Source organism: Planctomycetia bacterium (genome assembly GCA_016795155.1).
Lineage (GTDB): Bacteria > Planctomycetota > Planctomycetia > Gemmatales > HRBIN36 > JAEUIE01.
Genome location: JAEUIE010000007.1, coordinates 1 through 18704, shown reverse-complemented (window position 1 = coordinate 18704; position 18704 = coordinate 1). Strand labels below are relative to the sequence as shown.

Here is an 18704-nt window from a genome sequence, read left to right as displayed (position 1 = left end):
AGTTGCCGCAAGGCAGGGCGTTCCATGTTGCCACCCGTGAAGCCACCATCGTCATATTTGGCTGGCAGGCATACCCATCCTTCATGCGCTTGAGATTTGATAAAGGCTTCAGCTGATTCCCGCTGGGCATCGAGGCTATTGAACTCCTGCTCCAGTCCTTCTTCAGTACTTTTGCGGGTGTAGATAGCGCACCGGATTCGTTTGGGAGATTTGTTCATGGCTTCCCTCCCCGCTTGATGCCGAAGAAGGCAAAGCCATTGAGATGCTGGCCGGTGATAGCCTTGGCGACGGCAGTCAGGGTTGTGTAGGTGTTGCCATTCCAGATAAAGCCGTCGGCCAGCACTTCGACATGGTGTTGGACGCCTTTGTAGGTGCGGGTGATAACGGCTCCGGGTGTTGGCAGGCGTGTATCCCGTTGCTGAGGAACGGGTAACGTGGCAACCGGTGGAGGTGTCACCCGCAGGTCTTCTTCGCGTGCCAGTTCCTTAGCCCGAGTCATTGCCCGTTCGGAAAGCCCACCCATCGCCTGCGCCTGCAGTCGCCAGGCGAGCCGCTTCGTGAGCCAATCGCGGTTGTTGGCGTTGGTCGGTTCTCCAAAGACCTCGGCATACATCTGCCGCAGGTCAGTTACCCGCAGGTGTGGCAGCGATGCCAGTTTCTGCTTCAAGTCCATCATGCGTCTCCTTGTTCTCCGTTGGTGTTAACTCCTCTGGAGACAGTGAGCACTTCTTTGGGAAGGACATCAAGGGAATGTTGGCTGGAATGCGGTAACTTCTGCCGGGTCAGAATGCGGTAGGTGACGCGGGCGAGAAGGGAGGTGATCTCGCACCTAAAGAGTGCTTTCAGTATTTCCATTTCCGTAACTTCGTTACTCATCCAGAACTCCAGATAGTAGACGGACCACCATTCCCCTCACCACCACTCACTCCTTAGGCAAGAAGTGAAGATAGTGATGCAGGTGGAGAGTCAGGTCATGCATCAGCTACACCAACTTGCTGCTCTGCTTTGTTGATGCTGTTGTCTGGGAAGCTTGTTCGTCACACGCAAGAATGCATTACTGACGCCAGGTTTTTGATCAAACGTGCTTTTCGACCAGGACGCAGGTGGTGTTGCTGGATCTAGTACCAGCTCGTTGCCTGGCAAAACTCTCTTTCGGCGAGAACCCGACTTTGTGCATTCTTGTTCACGTACCCTAGGCGTTCGTGTGAACAGAGGACCTTTGAACTCTGCCTTCCGCAGCAGGCCCCTCAGCGCGGTGTTCGGATTGCACGAATGTTAGCAGGTGTTTGCCACCAACCGTCTGGATGTCCTGCGGGCTACCTTCTTTATCGCTGGGCGGGAGAACGAGCCTTCCGAAAACCGCCATGGTTGACACAATGCCAATCCATCTGCATGAATGGTCTGTTAGTTCATCTCGTTACTCCCAATCGATCTGTGCAGTAATGCGATGCCGTAACTCGTGTAGATGGACAGCATCCTTTTTCTCTTCATCGAGTTCTTGATTAAAAGCTTCGATGTCAATGACAGTATCGATGGCATCACGCAGAATCGTCTGAAGCTCAGCAGGTGGAATTGCTTCGAGCTCGTACACGGAGTTGCCATGTTGCTCGATAAACTTCTTGGCTCGGCTGCTCGTTTTCTTGGCTTCCAGAATGGCTGGGAGGTTGTATTCCTGGATATGCTCAGGCAGGATAGCTACTTTGACAATGTCACAGTCGACATCAAAGTCGTCACGTAATGATCGTGCAAATGAACGAATCAGATCTTCTCCTTCGGGATCGAAGTCTGAGAGCATCAGTAAGATCAATTTCTCTTTATTGCTCTTTCTGAATCGTTTCGCAACATCGGAGCGTAGCGAGAGGGAACTATAGCCTCGGCCAATAACTAACGGGATGCAATACTCTTTTGCCACAGGCTTGCAGATGTTCTCAACGGTCATTTTCTCAGCAAGTATTTCAAAATGATGACGCTGGCTTTGCATAAGGTCCCGATGATAACTCTTCAGTAACCAATGCAATTCGTTTTTTACAAAAGTACCTACCTCAAGATCGACACGAGATATGGTGGTAGGCCTGGTCGGGTCATGGATGACATCAAATGGAATTCGCTGTTCAACTCTCGCTTGTGTTAGTAAACGTGTGAGTTGGCGGTAGCTTTTCAGATCATTGCGATATTTTGATTTGGGCTTTTTGGCATGGATCAGAGGTGGGTCATTGAGAAGCTGATAGTGGATCTGGCGATCTGTCAGCGGCCAGAAATCCTCCAGGTCGTCAATAATGTTAAGTACGGCATTCAGAAAATGCCTGCGGTTCTCAGTTATTTTGGTGCGTGCTTTGCTTTCACCAATATCCAGAGTTTCAAAATCCAGGCGTTGTTGCTCCTTTCGATGTTGAAGCAAAGACTGATGAGCCTCCTCTGGATTCATTCTGACCAGTTGTTCACGGATTTGTTGCTCACGGGATTTCGTGCGCTGCAGGTTATATTCAGTCACCAGTTTCGGAAAATCAGGGTCGGTGCTACATACGTGTAGTAATCTCGTGATCTCAATGGCTTTTTTCCTGAGCCATTTGCATGCAGCATATCGTCGATGGCCGGAAACAATGACGTTATCGATTGTGACCACAATAGGCTCAAGAAGTCCCTTCTCACGAATGCTTCGAGCCAGCTCAATAATGTCTGGTGTTACGTGAATCTCACCGTAAATGGCATCATTATGACTGGCAGGTCTTATGGAATCGATGTCAACCGTTTCCAATTGCGTACCATGGTACTTATTCTGATCTGGGAGATCTGTTTTCTGGGGTGAACAACTCATGTCGATCCTCTGCGAAATTGAAAGATGGATCGATTATTGAGAATTCAAAATGGTTGGTACTACACCGATACGGTCCTAAGTCCCTATTTTTTTTGAGTGCCTGATTCGTGCTCACTGCTGCACTGTGAAGTGTGTTGCCATTCCCAATTACGTATCATGGTACGCATTGCTTTCTATCTGTTCGTATTCTGGCGAAAATACGTTGTCCGTTGCTGGGTCACAGTCTTGACACCAATCGCTATTCGAATCGAAAGTTAGTGGATCGGGAATACAACCGTCATCAGTTGCTGATTCAATGCTCTCGTCCTGAAGCGTTGAAGCGCCTGTCAAAGGCAGGTAACGAAACTCCGATGCACGATGCTCCTGGTAATTGCCGTTGCATACACGCTGAATGATTTTGAGAAATTCCAAAGCATGCAACATGTCATTAGCTTGCTGGTAGCGGATGCCGAGAAGTTTGCCTGCTTCACGACACGGCAAGTAGAAAGGCTTGTCTACATTAAGCATTTGAAGTTCCCTGCAAAGAGCAGCGAGGACCGACATCGGAGAGCCTATTCGATAACCCGGAACCGGTTCGGGATATTTCTTAGCACAGTCGAACACGTCATCCAGTGGCCCTTCGCCTTCCGCGTACCTGACTTTTGACATTGCCTTGAGCAAAGTCGTCCAGGCAATTTCAACATCGCAATCGGGAAGATGTTGTTTGCACCAGGCAGTGAATTTATTTTGATCCTCTTCCGAGTACGCTGAGAATCCATTAGCCTTCAGGTGTCGGGCATAGTTGAAGATCCGCCGATTCATTCTCTAACCTCCTTTCGGACACAGAGGACACAGCAGTCACAGTTACTCAGTAAGCAGGCCAATAATCTGAGTTTCTGAGTTTCTGAGTGACTGTGTTACTGTGTACCTATGTCTCTGGGTTGCTGTGTATTCTGTGTCTCTGTGTCCGAACTCAGGTAGAACACCATGGTCTATTAACCATGGTTGCTCCACCTATTTCGATTTTGCAGTGGGTGACTGTGTGTTCAATTCTCTGATTGATTTCGATTCATGGAAGGATTGAATGAGCCTGCGGTGAAGCGGTGCGATGTAGGGATCCAGCCATAAGCTGCATGCCGGGCCACCGATCACCAACAAAATCCACAACACCAGTTCGCGTATTTTCATCGAATGACTCCTTTGTTAACCACTGAGTTCCATCTCAAACAATGGTGCCGGTTGGTACTACGGGAGTCTTGGATGAGACACACATTTTTGTTGACCAACCAGCCGGACTTAGGTCGAGCTAGGCATGTCCTCTAGTACCAACCTCCTTGCAACCATTACTCTTAATGTCTGAGTGCTACGACTGTGGCTCTTGTCGAGGAAGAATCTTTTGGAGAATCAGATGCAGATCGAAATGCGAATCATTGAATCCATCCACCCCTACGAAAACAATCCACGCTACAACGATGCAGGTATTGATGCTGTCGCCCAGTCACTGCAAGAATTCGGCTGGCGACAACCAATCGTGGTCGATGAGGCCGGTGTCATCGTAGTGGGTCATACCCGATACAAGGCAGCGCAAAAGCTCGGCATGACTGAGGTGCCGGTTCATGTGGCCAGTGGATTGTCACCCGAACAGCTCAAGGCCTATCGGATTGCTGATAACCAGACTGCCACTTTCAGCAGTTGGGATGATGACAGACTCACCACTGAACTCATGGAGTTACAGACGCAGGGCTACGACCTCGACCTGACAGGTTTCTCCAGCGATCAACTTACTGACCTTCTCTATGCACCCACGCAAGGACTGACCGATGCAGATGCTATTCCCGATCCCCCCGATGCCGCCATCACCCAACCTGGAGACCGTATATGCCTGGGTAACCACGTGCTGCTGTGTGGTGATTCGGCATCCGTGGCTGATGTGGATCGTCTGCTTGCTGGCACTACGATCCAACTGGTAAATACCGACCCGCCGTACAACGTGAAAGTGGAACCACGGAGTAATAACGCCATTGCAGCAGGCAATTCATCGTTTGAATCACCGAAGAAACGCTCTCACCACCAATCGTTTGATGTGGCCCGGCTGGGAGAAAAGCAGGCCACCCATAAGAAACTCCGCGCCAAGGACAGGCCGCTGGCCAACGACTTTGTCTCGGATCAGGAGTTCGATGGCCTGTTGGAGGCATGGTTTGGCCAGATCGCCCGAGTGCTTGAACCAGGCAGAAGCTTCTATATTTGGGGCGGCTATGCCAACCTGGGTAACTACCCGCTACCACTCAAGCGGCATGGATTGTATTTCAGCCAGGCGATAGTCTGGGACAAGCAGCATCCAGTGCTGACGCGTAAGGACATGATGGGCGCATTCGAGCTGGCATTCTACGGCTGGAAAGAAGGGAAAGCTCACCAGTTCTTCGGTCCCAATAACGCTACCGATCTCTGGGCCATCAAAAAGGTGAATCCGCAGAGTATGGTGCATCTCACTGAGAAGCCAGTGGAACTGGCAGCCCGTGCCATCGAGTACTCCAGCAAACCAGGCGAGCATGTTCTCGATCTCTTTGGTGGCAGCGGTAGCACCTTGATCGCAGCGGAACAAACGGGACGTAAAGCCTACCTGATGGAACTGGACCCACTTTACTGTGATGTCATCGTGCAACGATGGGAGCAGTTCACCGGGAAAAAGGCGCAACGTTCAGCTATTTGAGAAATACGAAATGAACCAACGCATCAGAGGTATCGCATTATCGGAACGAGCGCTCAATGCATCACAGGAGATGTGTTCTGACTACCAGCTTCCCAATGGAGATAACCTTTCAGCACTCTTCCAGATAATGGACGTACTCGGCCAGAGAGTTATCCACCATCAGGAGGGGAACAGAATGAACCCAGTCATGCATTACCGATCATCCTCAACATTCCCCTGGATGAATACGGCACTACTGGAAGCTACGGGATCTGAATCTAGGAGTTGGTCGGAATCGTCGAATTGTGCTAAGACGTTATCCAAGATCGCGCGGAGTTCGGTGGGATCGACCTCTTCGTTATCCGTGGGCATCTCGCCATACCGCAGCGCTATCTTCTGTAACAGGTCTGTAAGAATCTGGGCGGGAGTAGGTTTCATGAAAACTTCCTTGATCAGTTCGTCCTCACAGTACCAACCGGTTATGACCTTTTCCAGGCTAAATCAATTGAGGAGATGCTCATGAACCGAAAGACGTCTCGCAGAACAACAGGGAGCAACGAAACCCTGATGATTGCCCTGGCATGTGGCAGTACGGTAGAGGCTGCAGCAGCCAAGGCAGGTCTGGCAGAACGTACTGCTTACCGGCGACTGGATGACCCATCCTTCAGACAAAAGTTGCAGGCCTTCCGCTATCAGATGGTTGAACGATCCAGTGCCATGCTGTCCGCCTCGGGCATGGAAGCAGTGAAGACTCTGCTCCACCTGATGGAGAGATCCGTACCGCACGCCACCAGACTGGGCGCTGCCCGTGCTGTTCTGGAACTGGGCATGCGATTACGTGATCTATTGGAAGTGGAGCAACGACTGTCCACTCTGGAAAAGACAGTTCAGGCCAATACCGCCCAGACAAAAATGCGTTGATATATGTACTAATGTACACATATAACATAGGTCGTTAAAACCTGCCACGAACTGCCACTCATTTCAGAATCGGTCTATTATCCAGGGGTTTCTGAAACGAGTAACCTGCCACATGAAACTCGATGAATACTCACGAGGTGCCATATGAGCTCTCAACAACGCCTTCGAAGGTTAGAAAAAGCTGTCATGGACCAATTTGATCTCTGCCCGGCTTGCGGCAAGTCAGAGGATGAATGGTGGGGGACAGTGATTGTGCATCCCGATCACATTCATCCACCCACTGCGTTTGGGTGTACTGTCTGCAAGCGCCATTGCAAAGTATTGATCTTTCCAGATGACCTGTATTGGGATGAACTTCGAAGAGACCGGCCACATGGTTCCCGTACCAAAGTGCTTTGACTTACCCGTACAAGTGAAAACGCTGAAATGTGTAACAAAACGTAACATTTTGTAACATTCTCGGGGTTACGGTGCCCGTTTGCAGCCTGCTGTTTCGCTGTGTCAGTGTTGGGGTTCCCGGTGGGGTGTGGGAGCGAAGAATCCAAATACTCATCACGATGGATTTTCAAAGACACAACGAAAGGCTAGTTAATTAGAACTTCAACAGCATCTGCGTCAGAAAAACCACACCTTCACCATTCGGGAAAGCGATGTAATCGGTCTTGCGATAATCCACTTCAAAGCTGAGTTGCAATACCTTACTTGCATCCCAGACCAGGTTGGCATAGCAGGTCTGGTTCATGGCAAACTGCGTGACAAACAAGTCGTTCCGGTTGGGGGCATCGATACCGTAGCCGGTATGGAGATGCAGTTGGTCATTGATGTAGAAGTAGGATTCTACCCATCCACCACGAGTTGGAAGCGTCTGGTAAGTGTCTGTATTGAACGACTGCAACACGCCACCGTTGTATTCTCCTAATCCCTGGCCGATAAAGAGTTCGCCAGCAACACCAAACCAGTTGGCAATCGCCCATTCATAATCTACACCCAGCCCCCATGTATTGATGATGGAACGATTAGGAACGTCGGGATCAGTGGGAGCGGTAATCAGTCTGGTATTGCGTAGTTGTCCCACGATTCCGGAGACACCCACTTCCAAGGGTCGCTGTTTGCGACTACCGCACAGTTCTTCCACGGCCCCAATACCTGCTGAAAGGCGCAGTTCCACATTTGGCCAGCCATTGTCTTCTACGATTCGCACGTTATTCGTAACGATGGTCGCTACAGGCTCGCTGATCGCAGCCTTCGTGGTGAATTGAAAGTCATCGGACGGCTTGAAGAAGTTTTCCACTCGAAACTGGCCACGATAGGACCCCGTGTTTCCCGAACCATACAGCTTGCCCAGTGAGATAATGGTAGGGCTTTGTGGATTGAACACATCAGACTGCAAGCCACCAGCGATGCGCCAACTATCGTTCTTTAATTCGCCATAGGCGTTGTAGGGTAGTAATCCGTACCCATCGCTGGTCAGGTTTTCACTTTGAATGAACCCGAGGAAGAACGCTCCAGGGGTAAAACCCAGCACTTCGGGGCCGCTAAAGGATGCACCGAACGCGGTTTGGCGAGCGTGCAAATCGAACGTGTTGGTGTTAAGTCCGTATGGCGATGGAGGAAGCATCAGCAAAGGCAAGCCTGCGGAAAACGGGCGATCCGTGCTGACCACGCCGATCAAGGAAAACTGGCCGAAAATCTTCAGCTTGCTGGTGCCACTGAGCATGGAAACCGAAAGCCCTTCGCCAGGGACATAGGTGGTGGTAGTCGATTCGACATTGCCTTCAGTCACCGTGGCGAGGTCAGTTGCTGAATGACCTGGAGCTACCTCCAGTGCTGTAGCACGAGAGTTGTCCTGTGCCGCGAGGTAGCCGCTTCCCATGGTAAGGAGGAGCAAGGAGACGCTGATTCGTCGCATGGTTGAAACCATAGTTAGGTTGAACAAGGCACTCGGCTGGCGTCACGTTATGCATCTTCGGCAAAGTTTGTCAGGATGTTCCATCGAAACGCATGCAAAAAGCGCATCTGGCTTAAGTTCCTCATCAGAAAGTATGCAGCGGTGGGATAACCAACAAGCTAAGTAGATTAGACAAATGAGGTGATCAGGCATCAACTCGTAGTGTTTTGGAAGGAAGAAATCCAAACAGACGATAATAATCCTCAGCGAACCGCCCATCTTCCCAGAAACCTGCTTCACGAGCGGCCTGTTTGACATTGATTTGATCGGAAGTAGTGCTCATCAGCCGACGGCGAGCTAGGTGCAGTCGTCGAACCTTGAGATAGCGCATGGGAGAAATTCCCAGCGTCTCTATAAAGACTTTCTGCAATGTTCGGGCACTCACCCCTGTAGCGCGACAGAGTTCGTGCAAATAGATGGGTTGAGAGCCTGCCTGCTCCATGAAGCTTCGTGCTCGAAGAATGATCCTGCTGCTGGGCTCCAGCGAGGTGGCTTCTTGCTGGATGACCTTATTCTCCAGTGATAGAGTGTTCGTGAACCGTTGTAGCAGACTTTTTTCCAACTGTATTGTTTCAACTGGAGAGTGTCTGGCTTTCGCTGTCTTAAAATATTGAAGTGTATTCACGCAAAGCTGACGCAGGGCAAGCAACGCAGAGGGGCCAATGCTCCATCGACTACGTGCATGAAAGTAATCCGGGGAGTCAATTCCCGCGTTCGCAGCCAAGGCGTTCTCCAGCACGCTACGAGGCCAGGTGAGATTGAAACTGGTGCGTTCCTTGGCAAGTGAAAAATGCTCAGCCCCAGCACCGTAGAGGATGGTGTCCCCTGCGTCCATACGTACTCCAGTGAAGACACATTTACCAGGTGGAGCATCACTCAGTAACAGATTGGTTACATCTTCAGACGTCACTCCTTCGACCAGTGTTTTCAAGCTGAACGTCGTTTGCTGTAGAATAAAAGAACCGATCTGTGCCAGCTCCCAGCGGAAAGCGTAGGCACCTCGTTCCGTGGCCTGAAACCGCAAATGTGAACCGTTGTACCTGGCTGACAACTCATCTGCATCATTGATTTCGAGCAGTTGATACGGCACCAGTCTGCTTCCTAGACTTGGCAACTTATCCTGAGCTTATTGTAGGGGTATTCGAAGTTGCTTGCGCTTTTTGCATGGAGATTCCAGTAACTTGTTGATCTCCCAAACGGTATGCTTTCCATTGGTAACGTCGAACACCCGAGAGACAATCATGCGTTACTTTAGTCTTCTGTTGGCCATTATGAGTATTGGGTACCTGGTTGATGGTATTGCAGCAGCCGATGCAGACGTCATATACCATGGCGGCACCATAGTTACCGTTGACGAGAAGACTCCCAGTGCGGAAGCTTTGGCTGTGAAAGACGGCAGAATCGTTGCTGTTGGTGCCAAAGCGTATGTTCTGAAACATCAGGGAGATAAGACCCGACTGGTGGACCTGAAAGGGAGAACGATGCTTCCTGGGTTCATCGATGGCCATTGCCATTTTCTGGGGTTCGGTTCCCAGGCAGTAGGGGCCAATTTGCTCGCGCCTCCGGATGGCACCGTGAACAACATTGATGACTTGGTCGCGAAACTGCAGGAGTTTGCCAAAGGCCCGGATGTCGGTCGTACGGGATGGGTTTTTGGCATCGGTTACGATGATGCGGTAGTGGCTGAAAAACGGCACCCCACGCGTGATGACCTCGACCGCGTCTCCAAGGATGTCCCCGTTATCGCTGTCCATATCTCGGGTCACTTCAGTGTGATGAACAGCGCAGGGCTGAAAAAGGTGGGTTACACATCTGAAACCAAAGATCCTCCTGGCGGCCTCCTTCGGAGACGGACTGGCAGTACTGAACCAAATGGCGTGCTTGAAGAACTAGCCAGTTTTCCCGTTATGCTTCCTGCCATCAATGCACAGAAGCCCGACGACAAAGAGTACTTTGTCAAACGAGGGCTCGAGTTGGCGAAGAGCTTTGGATACACGACCACCAACGAGGGTCGTGCCCTAGGCTTTCAGCATCGAGACCTTGTTTCTTTCGCAGGTAAAAAACTGCTCGACATCGATGTCATTTCTTTCATTGATTACACGGATCGCAAAGAAATCACCTCAGACTTCCACAGCCGCGACTATCGCAATCACTACCGTATCGGTGGAATGAAGATCACGCTCGACGGATCGCCACAGGGTCGCACTGGTTGGCGCACCAAGCCCTATCTCCTTCCCCCCGATGGACAAAATGCCGAATATCGAGGCTACCCAGCCATTCGAGATACTAAAGAAGTCGAATCCCTACTGGATGAAGCCTGCCAGAAGGGTTGGCAAGTGAAGGTACACGCCAATGGCGATGCCGCTATCGATCAGCTCATTTCAGCTATGCGAACGGCGCATCAGAAACATGGTGCTGGGGATCGTCGTCATACCCTGATTCATGGCCAGTTCGTTCGCCAGGATCAACTCGATGCCTGCAAGGAACTGCAGATCTTCCCGTCATTGTTCCCTATGCACACTTTCTACTGGGGTGACTGGTACGACCAGATCATCGGCCCTGATCTGGCACAGCAGATTTCACCCATGCGTTCCGTTCTCAAGCGAGGCATGATCTGCACCAGCCATACTGATGCACCCGTGGCGCTTCCCAATCTGATGCAGGTGGTCGGTGCGACCGTGAATCGCACCTCCCGCAGCGGCAAGGTCATGGGCCCTGACGAACGGGTGACACCGCTGGAAGCCATCAAGATGATTACGCTGTGGGGCGCACATCAATTCTTTGAAGAGAAGAATAAGGGTTCCCTCGAAGTGGGGAAACTCGCTGATCTCGTTATCCTCGACAAGAATCCTCTCACCGTCGACCCGATGACCATTAAGGACATCAAGGTGATGGAGACGATCAAGGAAGGGAAGAGCGTCTACAAGCGGGATTGATTCATCTTGAATCGCAAAGGGATGTGAACTCGAATGATGACATCAGCCATTTGGAACGTGTACGTGCTGCAACTCGTCTACCTGGCGGGCTGCATCTTCTGGAATGTTGCGGGAGTCATCCTGCAATCGAAAGGGATGCAACCTCTGGGCCCGACAGCATCGTGGGCTGCTGCAGGATTGATGGTGGTACCGGGCCTGCTAGCCTGGTGGGGATTGAAGAGCAAGTCATGGCACTACATGCTTGCCAGCGCGTTGATGGGTCTGGGTGGCCTGGCAGCGATTGTGCCTGCACTTACTTCTGATGACCCCTCGCTCTGGCCGTCACCTTTCTGGCGCTGGGCAGGCATTGTTCTGAACTTGTTCGGGCTGGTGCTGGCAATCGTGGGCATTTATCTGACCATGAAGGCAATGCGTGGAAGTCCAAAGGGTAAAGAAAACATCACGAACAACTGATCAAGTTCAACCCACATCAAGGAGATCACAACATGGTTACGCTTGATGATGCAAGGCGTGTCATCGCCGCTGCAGAAGCCAAGGCTAAGAAGATCGGCCAACCTATGAACATCGCCGTTGCCGATCATGGAGGCAATCTCATTGCCCACATCCGTATGGATAGCGCCTGGATGGGTTCGATAGATATTTCCATCAAGAAAGCATGGACCGCCCGGGCCTTCGATCTGGCCACCAAAGACTTGGCAGCGAACAGCCAGTCGGGAGGGCAGTTTTTTGGTATCCACGGTTCCAACGATGGTCGTGTCATGATTTTCGCCGGCGGTATTCCCTTGAAAAGAGATGGCAAGGTCGTGGGTGCCATTGGCGTCAGCGGTGGTTCTGGCGATCAGGATCACGCTGTCGCAGAGGCTGGTGTTGCTGCTTTTTGATCACCACTGTCTTCTTGTTCAAACTCGCTTGGCTTCGAGCGTCTAACTCTTAGGCTTGTCATTCACATTCGAGAGATAACACGAGGGATAATCCATGTTTCAGACTCGCAGATTCGCCATCATCAGTGTGCTGATGGCATTTCTTGGAAGTTCCACTTTTGCCCAGACATCGTCTCTTCAGGATGTAGCAGGCACAGCGGGTAGCAAGCCGCTCCCATCCGTGACCATCTACCAGGCGAAAGAGATTATTACCCTGGATCCCACTAAGCCGAAGGCCGATGCCGTTGCCGTTGTGGGAAGCAGGATTCTGGCTACAGGAACACTGGAAGAGATGAAGGCCGCCATTGGCAAACAACCGTTCACGATTGATGAAACATTTAAGGACAAGGTCATCGTCCCCGGTTTCATTTCTCAGCACGATCACCCCGTGCTCGCAGCCCTCACCTTGGCTTCGGAGGTTCTGTCCATTGAAGAGTGGAAGTTGCCTTCAGGAACGATGCCGGCAGTAAAGGACAAATCGGATTTCGTGTCGCGGTTGACCATGGCGGAGAAGAAGATGACTTCCCCGGAAGAGCCCCTTGTCACATGGGGTTATCATGAAAGTTTCTTTGGTAAATTGTCCCGCGGCGATCTGGATACGATCAGTACAACCCGGCCGATCCTGGTATGGGGCCGATCATGCCATGAAATCATTCTGAATACTGCTGCGATGAAAAAGGCAGGAATTACTCAGGAGTTGGTCAATGGCTGGACCGCCTCGCAGCGAGAGCAATCGAACTATGAGAAAGGCCACTTCTGGGAGCAAGGTGTATTCGCAGCATTTGCAAAAGTGGCCACGATGATCGCTACTCCGGAACGCCTCACCAGAGGATTGCTGCTGTCACGCGATTACATGCACAGCAAAGGCATTACCTTTGGTAACGAACCTGGTGGTATTCTGGTCAAACCGCTGCAGGATGCGGTGAACACTGTTTTCGCACAACCTGGTATGCCCTTTCGCTGGACCTGGATGGTTGATGGCAAGACGATGGCGGATAAATACAAGGATGACAACCAGGTCCTGGTGGAATCCGAAAAGTTGAAATCGTGGTATCCTGGCATGACGAGTTTGTCAGACAAGATGGTGAAACTCTTTTCTGATGGAGCCATTTACTCACAATTGATGCAGGTGCGAGAGCCCTACCTGGATGGGCACAAGGGCGAGTGGATGACTGATCTCGATGTCTTTGAGCGAGCGTTCCGCATCTATTGGGACGCCGGCTACCAAATCCACATTCATGTGAATGGCGATGCCGGATTGGACCGACTGCTGGATACTCTGGAGAAGAACATTCGGCGCAAGCCTCGTTTCGATCACCGGACCACCATCGTCCACTTCGCAGTGAGCGCCAAAGACCAGGTGGAACGGATCAAGAGGCTCGGATGCATCGTCAGCGCTAATCCTTACTACGTAACCGCACTGGCCGATAACTATGGCAAAGTGGGACTGGGACCTGAACGAGCGGACCAGATGGTTCGACTGGGTGACGTAGAGCGAGCTAATGTCTCGTACTCCTTCCATTCCGACATGCCCATGGCCCCGGCCGATCCGCTCTTCCTGATGTGGTGCGGGGTGAACCGCATCACATCGTCAGGCCGTATCGCCGGCGAAAACCAGCGAGTGAGCCGTGAAGGCGCGTTACGTGCTGTCACGATTGATGCAGCTTACTCGCTGAAAAGCGAAAAGGAGCTTGGCAGCATCGTTTCCGGCAAGCTGGCGAATTTCACGATTCTTGATGAGAACCCTGTTACTTGTGATGCTACCAAAATCAAGGACATCAAGGTCTGGGGAACGGTACATGAAGGTCGCGTACTGCCAGTAGGATCGACGAAAACCAGTTCAGCGATTCCCCTACATTCCGAGACGAAAGTCGCTCAACTGCCAACAAGCCGGGGCCGCTGGTTCGAAGAAGAACCAGCTTCGATGAAACGATTCAATTGGAATGCACAGACGAGCGTACCTGCCCTTTGTCCTCCAGGTTGTTCCTGTTCCATTGGACATTTTCTGGGTATGCACGTTGCAACCCAAATAGTACAACGCAGTGGGGTACGATAGCTTTGTAGCTTTTTGTTTCATTGGGAATTAGGCACTTGGGAGGAACTGTGACAAAGCTAAATCGCCTAGGCGACGTCAAGAAATGCCCGGCATGCGGATCAGCTACTGATCCGGATGCATACCACTGTCCTAAATGTCGCACCGATTTTTGTTTCCATTGCCGAGCACGTGTCTCGAAGGATGAAGAGAAGTCTCAATGCCTCAATCAAGCTTGTGACTACCATGGCAAACTGGTTTGCAATAGGTGTGATCGCACGGTGACTGTCGATATTCCACCGGGAGAATACATCGAGCTTCAAGATGGATGGTGGCCACTTCTGGTGCCACTGATTTTTATCGTTGCGATTGTTGCCTGGTTTTACACCACTTTCTGGAGAGCAATGGGCATCGGCCTGGCCGTTTTCTTCCTGGTAGGCCTGGGATTGCACTTCCTGAAGATCAACATCTTTGGAAGAAAACTGATAGTGCTGCAGCCCAGGAAAGAGACTCATCACGTTTGCATCAGCTGTAATGAACCCGTGAAACCCTGGCGCTGATTCTAGTCACCGAGTGCTGCTTCTCATTTGAGCAAATATCATCTGAATTACGACTTTCGACGAGGATGACTCCCGTGTTCTTCTGGCTCTACGATTATCCCAATGAAGTTATGGCGGGTATCATTACCGGTACCTTTGTCGCCTTTTATTGGATCGGATGCATTCTGATTCGCCCTATTCTGAGACTATTCGCACGAACACGCGGTTCCAACGAGATCGTCGGTTACATCCTATCATGCTTCGGCGTGTTTTACGGTTTGCTAGTCGGCTTGATCGCTGTCGCTGCGTATCAGAACTATACCCAGGTAGAAACAACTGTCCAAAAAGAAGCGACGGCCTTAACTGCTCTGTTCTATGACGTTTCAGCTTATCCTGATCCTTTTGGGCAAAATCTCCGCTGGCTGCTACGAGACTACAATCGATATGTCATCAAATACGCCTGGCCTCTCCAACGAAAAGGGATCATACCTAAAGGTGGCATTGCACGAGTGAATGCCTTCCAGCAGAAACTTCTTGAGTTTGAACCCAAAACCAAGGGTGAGGAGATCATTCATGCTGAAGCGCTTCATCAGTTTAACGTGTTTTTGGAATACCGCACTCAACGATTGCAGTCGGTAACCACGAATATTCCCGCAGTGATGTGGTATGTAGTCATTGTCGGAGCCATGGTCAATTTGGCTTTTGTTTGGTTGCTTGACATGAAATTCCTTACACAGTTGATCCTTGGTGGTCTTTTGGCATTTTTCCTTGGAACCATGATTTCCTTAATCGTGGCGCTTGATAACCCTTTTCGTGGTGATTTGAGTATTGGTACGGATGCGTTCCAAAATGTCGCTCAGATCATGATGGAAGAATAACGATTAAATCGAGCCCTGAGCTCTCTGTGTGCTTTTCAACAAACAAGCATCATCCAGCTGTATGAAGGGAATAACGATGGCAGATTTCACAGTTCATCAGTTGGAAGGCACAAGGTATGTTGAAGCACACCTTAACCATGAATCCGTTCGGTTAGAAGCCGGTTCGCTGTGTTACATGACAGGTGATATCAGTGTCTATTCTCCTGTGATCCCTTCGATGGGAGGGCTGATTACTTCGGTGCTGGCTGATGAAGCGATGCATCGACCGGTATATTCCGGAACGGGTATCATAACCATGGAATCGTCTTTGGGTGGGTTCCACGTACTTCAATTGAATGGTGAATCCTGGATCTTGGAACGTGGCGCGTATTGGGCTTCGGAAGGGAGCATCAAACTGAGTTATCACCGGGAACCCATCATGACGGCAATCTGGGCAGGAGAGGGCTTCATCTACTTACAAACCAAAGTCAGCGGTTATGGAAAAGTCGTGGTATGTACGAAAGGCCCCACCGAAATCATTCAATTGGAAAAGGGCAAGAAGTTTGTCGCAGAAGGCAGATATGTCATTTGCAGGACTGGGGATGTATCCTTTAAGATTAAACGCTTAACCAAGAATTATCTTGGTCGTTACTCATCCGGGGAAAAATTGGTTCGCGAATATGAGGGGACTGGAAAGATTCTTCTTAACCCAGGCCACTATTGGCGTTATTCCATGAAACATAGAGAAGCTATTGCTGGTGTATGAAGCGTTCACAAATTGCCGAATTGTTTTGCGTGAAATCGATGACCTCAATCCTGAATCAAGGAACTCCAATGGTTCGCAGTGCTCCCACTCGCCGTACTGTTCTGACGCAGACAGGGAAGGCATTGTTCTTTTCTCCATGGCTTCTTGCAGGATGTAGCCCTCCGAAAGCCAAAAACGCAGACCCGGTAAAGGTTGGTATTCTTCACTCGCAAACGGGAACGATGGCAATTAGTGGCATGGCTGTTCGTAATGCTGAGATTCTTGCCATTGAGGAAATCAATGCCGCTGGCGGTGTCCTCGGGAGACAGATCGAAGTGATCGAAGAAGAGCCTAGGTCGAGAGCCGAGTTGTATGCCAAGTATGCCGAGACACTATTGACCAAGGAGAAAGTGGCTGCTGTTTTCGGCTGCTGGACCTCAGCAAGCCGCAAGAAGGTGTTACCGGTCTTTGAGAAACACAACGGTCTACTTTTTTATCCACTGCAATATGAAGGAAATGAATCATCGCGAAACATCATTTATACCGGGGCGGTGCCCAATCAACAGATTCTTCCTGCGCTCGATTGGCTTCTCTCCTCTGATGGTGGGAAGAAGAAACGGTTTTATCTATTAGGGTCTGACTACGTTTTTCCACGGACAGCCAACTTTATCATTGCCAGGTACCTCCGGTCCAAAGGAGTGGAAGTAGTTGGTGAATCTTACAATCCACTGGGTTATCGTGATTACTCAACGGTTCTTCCAAAGATTCGCAAGGCTGAACCGGACATCATTATTAACACGATTAACGGTGACAGTAATATTGCCTTTTACAATGAGCTAGCTGCAGCGGAGATCACACCCGAAAAGATACCCGTGCTGGCCACAAGTGTAGGAGAAGACGGACTCCGCAACCTGCTTCCTGCCAAGGTCAAAGGCCACCTGGCAGCATGGAGCTATTTCCAGAGTATTGATACTCCTTCAAATACCGCTTTCATTACACAATTTAGAAAAGAGTTTGGCTCGGACCGTGTCACCGACGATCCCATTGTCAGCGCTTATACCCAAGTCTACTTATGGAAACTGGCTGTTGAAAAAGCAGGTAGTTTCGAAGTTGATAAAGTTCGAGATGCCTTTCGTAGCAAGATAGAGTTTAATGCTCCGGGATACGCCATTGCCATCGATCCTAAAACGCAACATGCTTTCAGGTACTGTATGATCGGGCGGATTCGAGATGACCGTCAGTTTGATATTGTTTATAAATCTCCTGCTCCTATCGAGCCTGATCCTTATCCGCAATTCGCTTTTCCAGGATGGAGTTGCGATTGGACAAAAGGCGGCCTTACCCGCGGCGCGAATGTGGCGATCACTCAATAGTCATTTATCCATTCCTACCTGGCTTCATTGCCGTAACTTCCACTACTCGAACGGTTTCTTTTGAGGGGATTCAGTATGAACTATGTAACGGGTATTTTGGGAATCATTTTACTGGTAATTGTGATTGTCTTCTCCATTCAGAATTTGGGGTCTGTGGAGGTTTCGTTCCTGGTCTGGACGATGACTATTCCCAAGATCATCTTGATCCTCGGCACCTACATCATGGGGATGTTGTCAGGATGGGGTATCGTTGAACTTATCAAACGCAGACTCACGTAAACACGGTTGATAATTAATTCGACTGTGTTTACGATACCTTCCGTTCAGAGTGACCAGCGTGAGGGACGATTCGATTCATGTGGAGGCAATTCGTGAAGTAATGGTTAACCTGGATCACAAGCCATTTTTGTGTCAGTTAGCACCCGTCAGGTACAATAGTGTCCGAAAAGCCAGAACTGAACAAAGAGACACAAAGGCCCATTCACGAGTGAACATGAGAACGAGACTGAATCGAAATCTTGTCAACGACAGGCGAGTGGCTTCCATCTCATGCCGCTCGGCGGTGGTAGCTGTTCAAAAGGCCGCCAAGCCGGGGTGTAGAATGTAACTTCTCTAATACAAGCCAGTTAACAGCGAACCCTTCTACAGAGATGTTTCCACCCAAAACATCTCTCCTTAACCTAAAGAGATAAGTGTGGCGGTTAACAGCGAATTTTGGATGCATGTTGTAACGCATTACGCCATAACATGTTGGACCGACATCATTTCTCTCTACCATAAGCAGAGAATTTCTTGAAGCGCGCCCTATTCGGGGAGCTTGCAAGCCTTCATCGAGGCTTTATCTACAACACGGTTCACGCACCACGCCAGGCAGAGAGTCTGGCGTTTTTGCGTTGATAGTTGGCGAGTTTTGGAACTGAACTGCGGGCTATTAAACGGCCAAGAGAACA

General features: G+C 50.3%; 20 protein-coding genes. 11 read left to right on the top strand and 9 right to left on the bottom strand.

Going from position 1 to position 18704, the window contains the following annotated elements; translation table 11 throughout:
• The 6 genes from JNJ77_03670 to JNJ77_03645 form a co-directional block, all read right to left on the bottom strand.
• Positions 1 to 218 (bottom strand): recombinase family protein (locus JNJ77_03670; protein ID MBL8821662.1); only part of this gene is annotated, 218 nt, incomplete at its 3' end.
• Entirely contained in the window at positions 215 to 673 is a 459-nt protein-coding gene (locus JNJ77_03665) for a DUF2924 domain-containing protein (GenBank protein MBL8821661.1), read from the bottom strand. The genes JNJ77_03665 and JNJ77_03670, both read right to left, overlap by 4 nt.
• Positions 673 to 876, bottom strand: a complete 204-nt coding sequence (locus tag JNJ77_03660; protein MBL8821660.1) for a hypothetical protein — start codon at positions 874 to 876, stop codon at positions 673 to 675. The genes JNJ77_03665 and JNJ77_03660 overlap by 1 nt, the downstream gene beginning before the upstream one ends.
• Positions 877 to 1417: 541 nt before the next feature.
• Positions 1418 to 2815 carry a ParB N-terminal domain-containing protein gene (locus tag JNJ77_03655; GenBank protein ID MBL8821659.1) on the bottom strand — a complete coding sequence of 466 codons (1398 nt, stop codon included), beginning with the start codon at positions 2813 to 2815 and terminating at the stop codon, positions 1418 to 1420.
• A gap of 147 nt (positions 2816 to 2962) precedes the next feature.
• On the bottom strand, positions 2963 to 3616 hold the full coding sequence (locus JNJ77_03650) for a hypothetical protein (GenBank protein MBL8821658.1): 654 nt from the start codon (positions 3614 to 3616) through the stop codon (positions 2963 to 2965).
• Between the two features lie 192 nt (positions 3617 to 3808).
• The gene (locus JNJ77_03645; GenBank protein ID MBL8821657.1) at positions 3809 to 3982 is read right to left on the bottom strand and encodes a hypothetical protein; all 174 of its coding nucleotides are present in this window, start codon (positions 3980 to 3982) and stop codon (positions 3809 to 3811) included.
• Between the two features lie 220 nt (positions 3983 to 4202).
• Here JNJ77_03645 and JNJ77_03640 point away from each other — a divergent pair, with 220 nt between their 5' ends.
• Positions 4203 to 5504, top strand: coding sequence for a ParB N-terminal domain-containing protein (locus JNJ77_03640; protein ID MBL8821656.1), 1302 nt, complete (start codon positions 4203 to 4205; stop codon positions 5502 to 5504).
• A 192-nt stretch (positions 5505 to 5696) separates the two neighbouring features.
• Here the strand turns inward: JNJ77_03640 and JNJ77_03635 are convergent, their stop codons facing one another.
• Positions 5697 to 5921: a hypothetical protein gene (locus tag JNJ77_03635; GenBank protein ID MBL8821655.1), complete on the bottom strand. Its 225-nt coding sequence runs from the start codon at positions 5919 to 5921 to the stop codon at positions 5697 to 5699.
• A gap of 81 nt (positions 5922 to 6002) precedes the next feature.
• Between JNJ77_03635 and JNJ77_03630 the strand changes: the two genes are divergently transcribed.
• Complete coding sequence (locus tag JNJ77_03630) at positions 6003 to 6404, top strand: hypothetical protein (GenBank protein ID MBL8821654.1); 402 nt, start codon at positions 6003 to 6005, stop codon at positions 6402 to 6404.
• Positions 6405 to 6996: 592 nt separating this feature from the next.
• On the opposite strand, the gene JNJ77_03625 is transcribed toward JNJ77_03630, so the two are convergent.
• Positions 6997 to 8313, bottom strand: coding sequence for a hypothetical protein (locus tag JNJ77_03625; GenBank protein MBL8821653.1), 1317 nt, complete (start codon positions 8311 to 8313; stop codon positions 6997 to 6999).
• A 184-nt stretch (positions 8314 to 8497) separates the two neighbouring features.
• Positions 8498 to 9442, bottom strand: coding sequence for a helix-turn-helix domain-containing protein (locus JNJ77_03620; GenBank protein ID MBL8821652.1), 945 nt, complete (start codon positions 9440 to 9442; stop codon positions 8498 to 8500).
• A gap of 151 nt (positions 9443 to 9593) precedes the next feature.
• Between JNJ77_03620 and JNJ77_03615 the strand changes: the two genes are divergently transcribed.
• The 9 genes from JNJ77_03615 to JNJ77_03575 all read left to right on the top strand — a co-directional run bounded on the left by JNJ77_03615 (position 9594) and on the right by JNJ77_03575 (position 18033).
• Positions 9594 to 11288, top strand: a complete 1695-nt coding sequence (locus tag JNJ77_03615) for an amidohydrolase (GenBank protein ID MBL8821651.1) — start codon at positions 9594 to 9596, stop codon at positions 11286 to 11288.
• A gap of 33 nt (positions 11289 to 11321) precedes the next feature.
• Positions 11322 to 11741, top strand: a complete 420-nt coding sequence (locus JNJ77_03610) for a hypothetical protein (GenBank protein ID MBL8821650.1) — start codon at positions 11322 to 11324, stop codon at positions 11739 to 11741.
• Positions 11742 to 11773: 32 nt separating this feature from the next.
• Entirely contained in the window at positions 11774 to 12169 is a 396-nt protein-coding gene (locus JNJ77_03605; protein ID MBL8821649.1) for a heme-binding protein, read from the top strand.
• A 94-nt stretch (positions 12170 to 12263) separates the two neighbouring features.
• Positions 12264 to 14264, top strand: coding sequence for an amidohydrolase (locus JNJ77_03600; protein ID MBL8821648.1), 2001 nt, complete (start codon positions 12264 to 12266; stop codon positions 14262 to 14264).
• A gap of 257 nt (positions 14265 to 14521) precedes the next feature.
• On the top strand, positions 14522 to 14800 hold the full coding sequence (locus JNJ77_03595; GenBank protein ID MBL8821647.1) for a hypothetical protein: 279 nt from the start codon (positions 14522 to 14524) through the stop codon (positions 14798 to 14800).
• A 74-nt stretch (positions 14801 to 14874) separates the two neighbouring features.
• Positions 14875 to 15657: a DUF4239 domain-containing protein gene (locus JNJ77_03590; protein MBL8821646.1), complete on the top strand. Its 783-nt coding sequence runs from the start codon at positions 14875 to 14877 to the stop codon at positions 15655 to 15657.
• 28 nt (positions 15658 to 15685) lie between these two features.
• Positions 15686 to 16402, top strand: a complete 717-nt coding sequence (locus JNJ77_03585) for an AIM24 family protein (protein MBL8821645.1) — start codon at positions 15686 to 15688, stop codon at positions 16400 to 16402.
• A gap of 68 nt (positions 16403 to 16470) precedes the next feature.
• Entirely contained in the window at positions 16471 to 17754 is a 1284-nt protein-coding gene (gene urtA / locus JNJ77_03580) for an urea ABC transporter substrate-binding protein (GenBank protein ID MBL8821644.1), read from the top strand.
• A gap of 75 nt (positions 17755 to 17829) precedes the next feature.
• On the top strand, positions 17830 to 18033 hold the full coding sequence (locus tag JNJ77_03575; protein ID MBL8821643.1) for a DUF1049 domain-containing protein: 204 nt from the start codon (positions 17830 to 17832) through the stop codon (positions 18031 to 18033).
• The last annotated feature ends 671 nt before the right edge of the window (positions 18034 to 18704 follow it).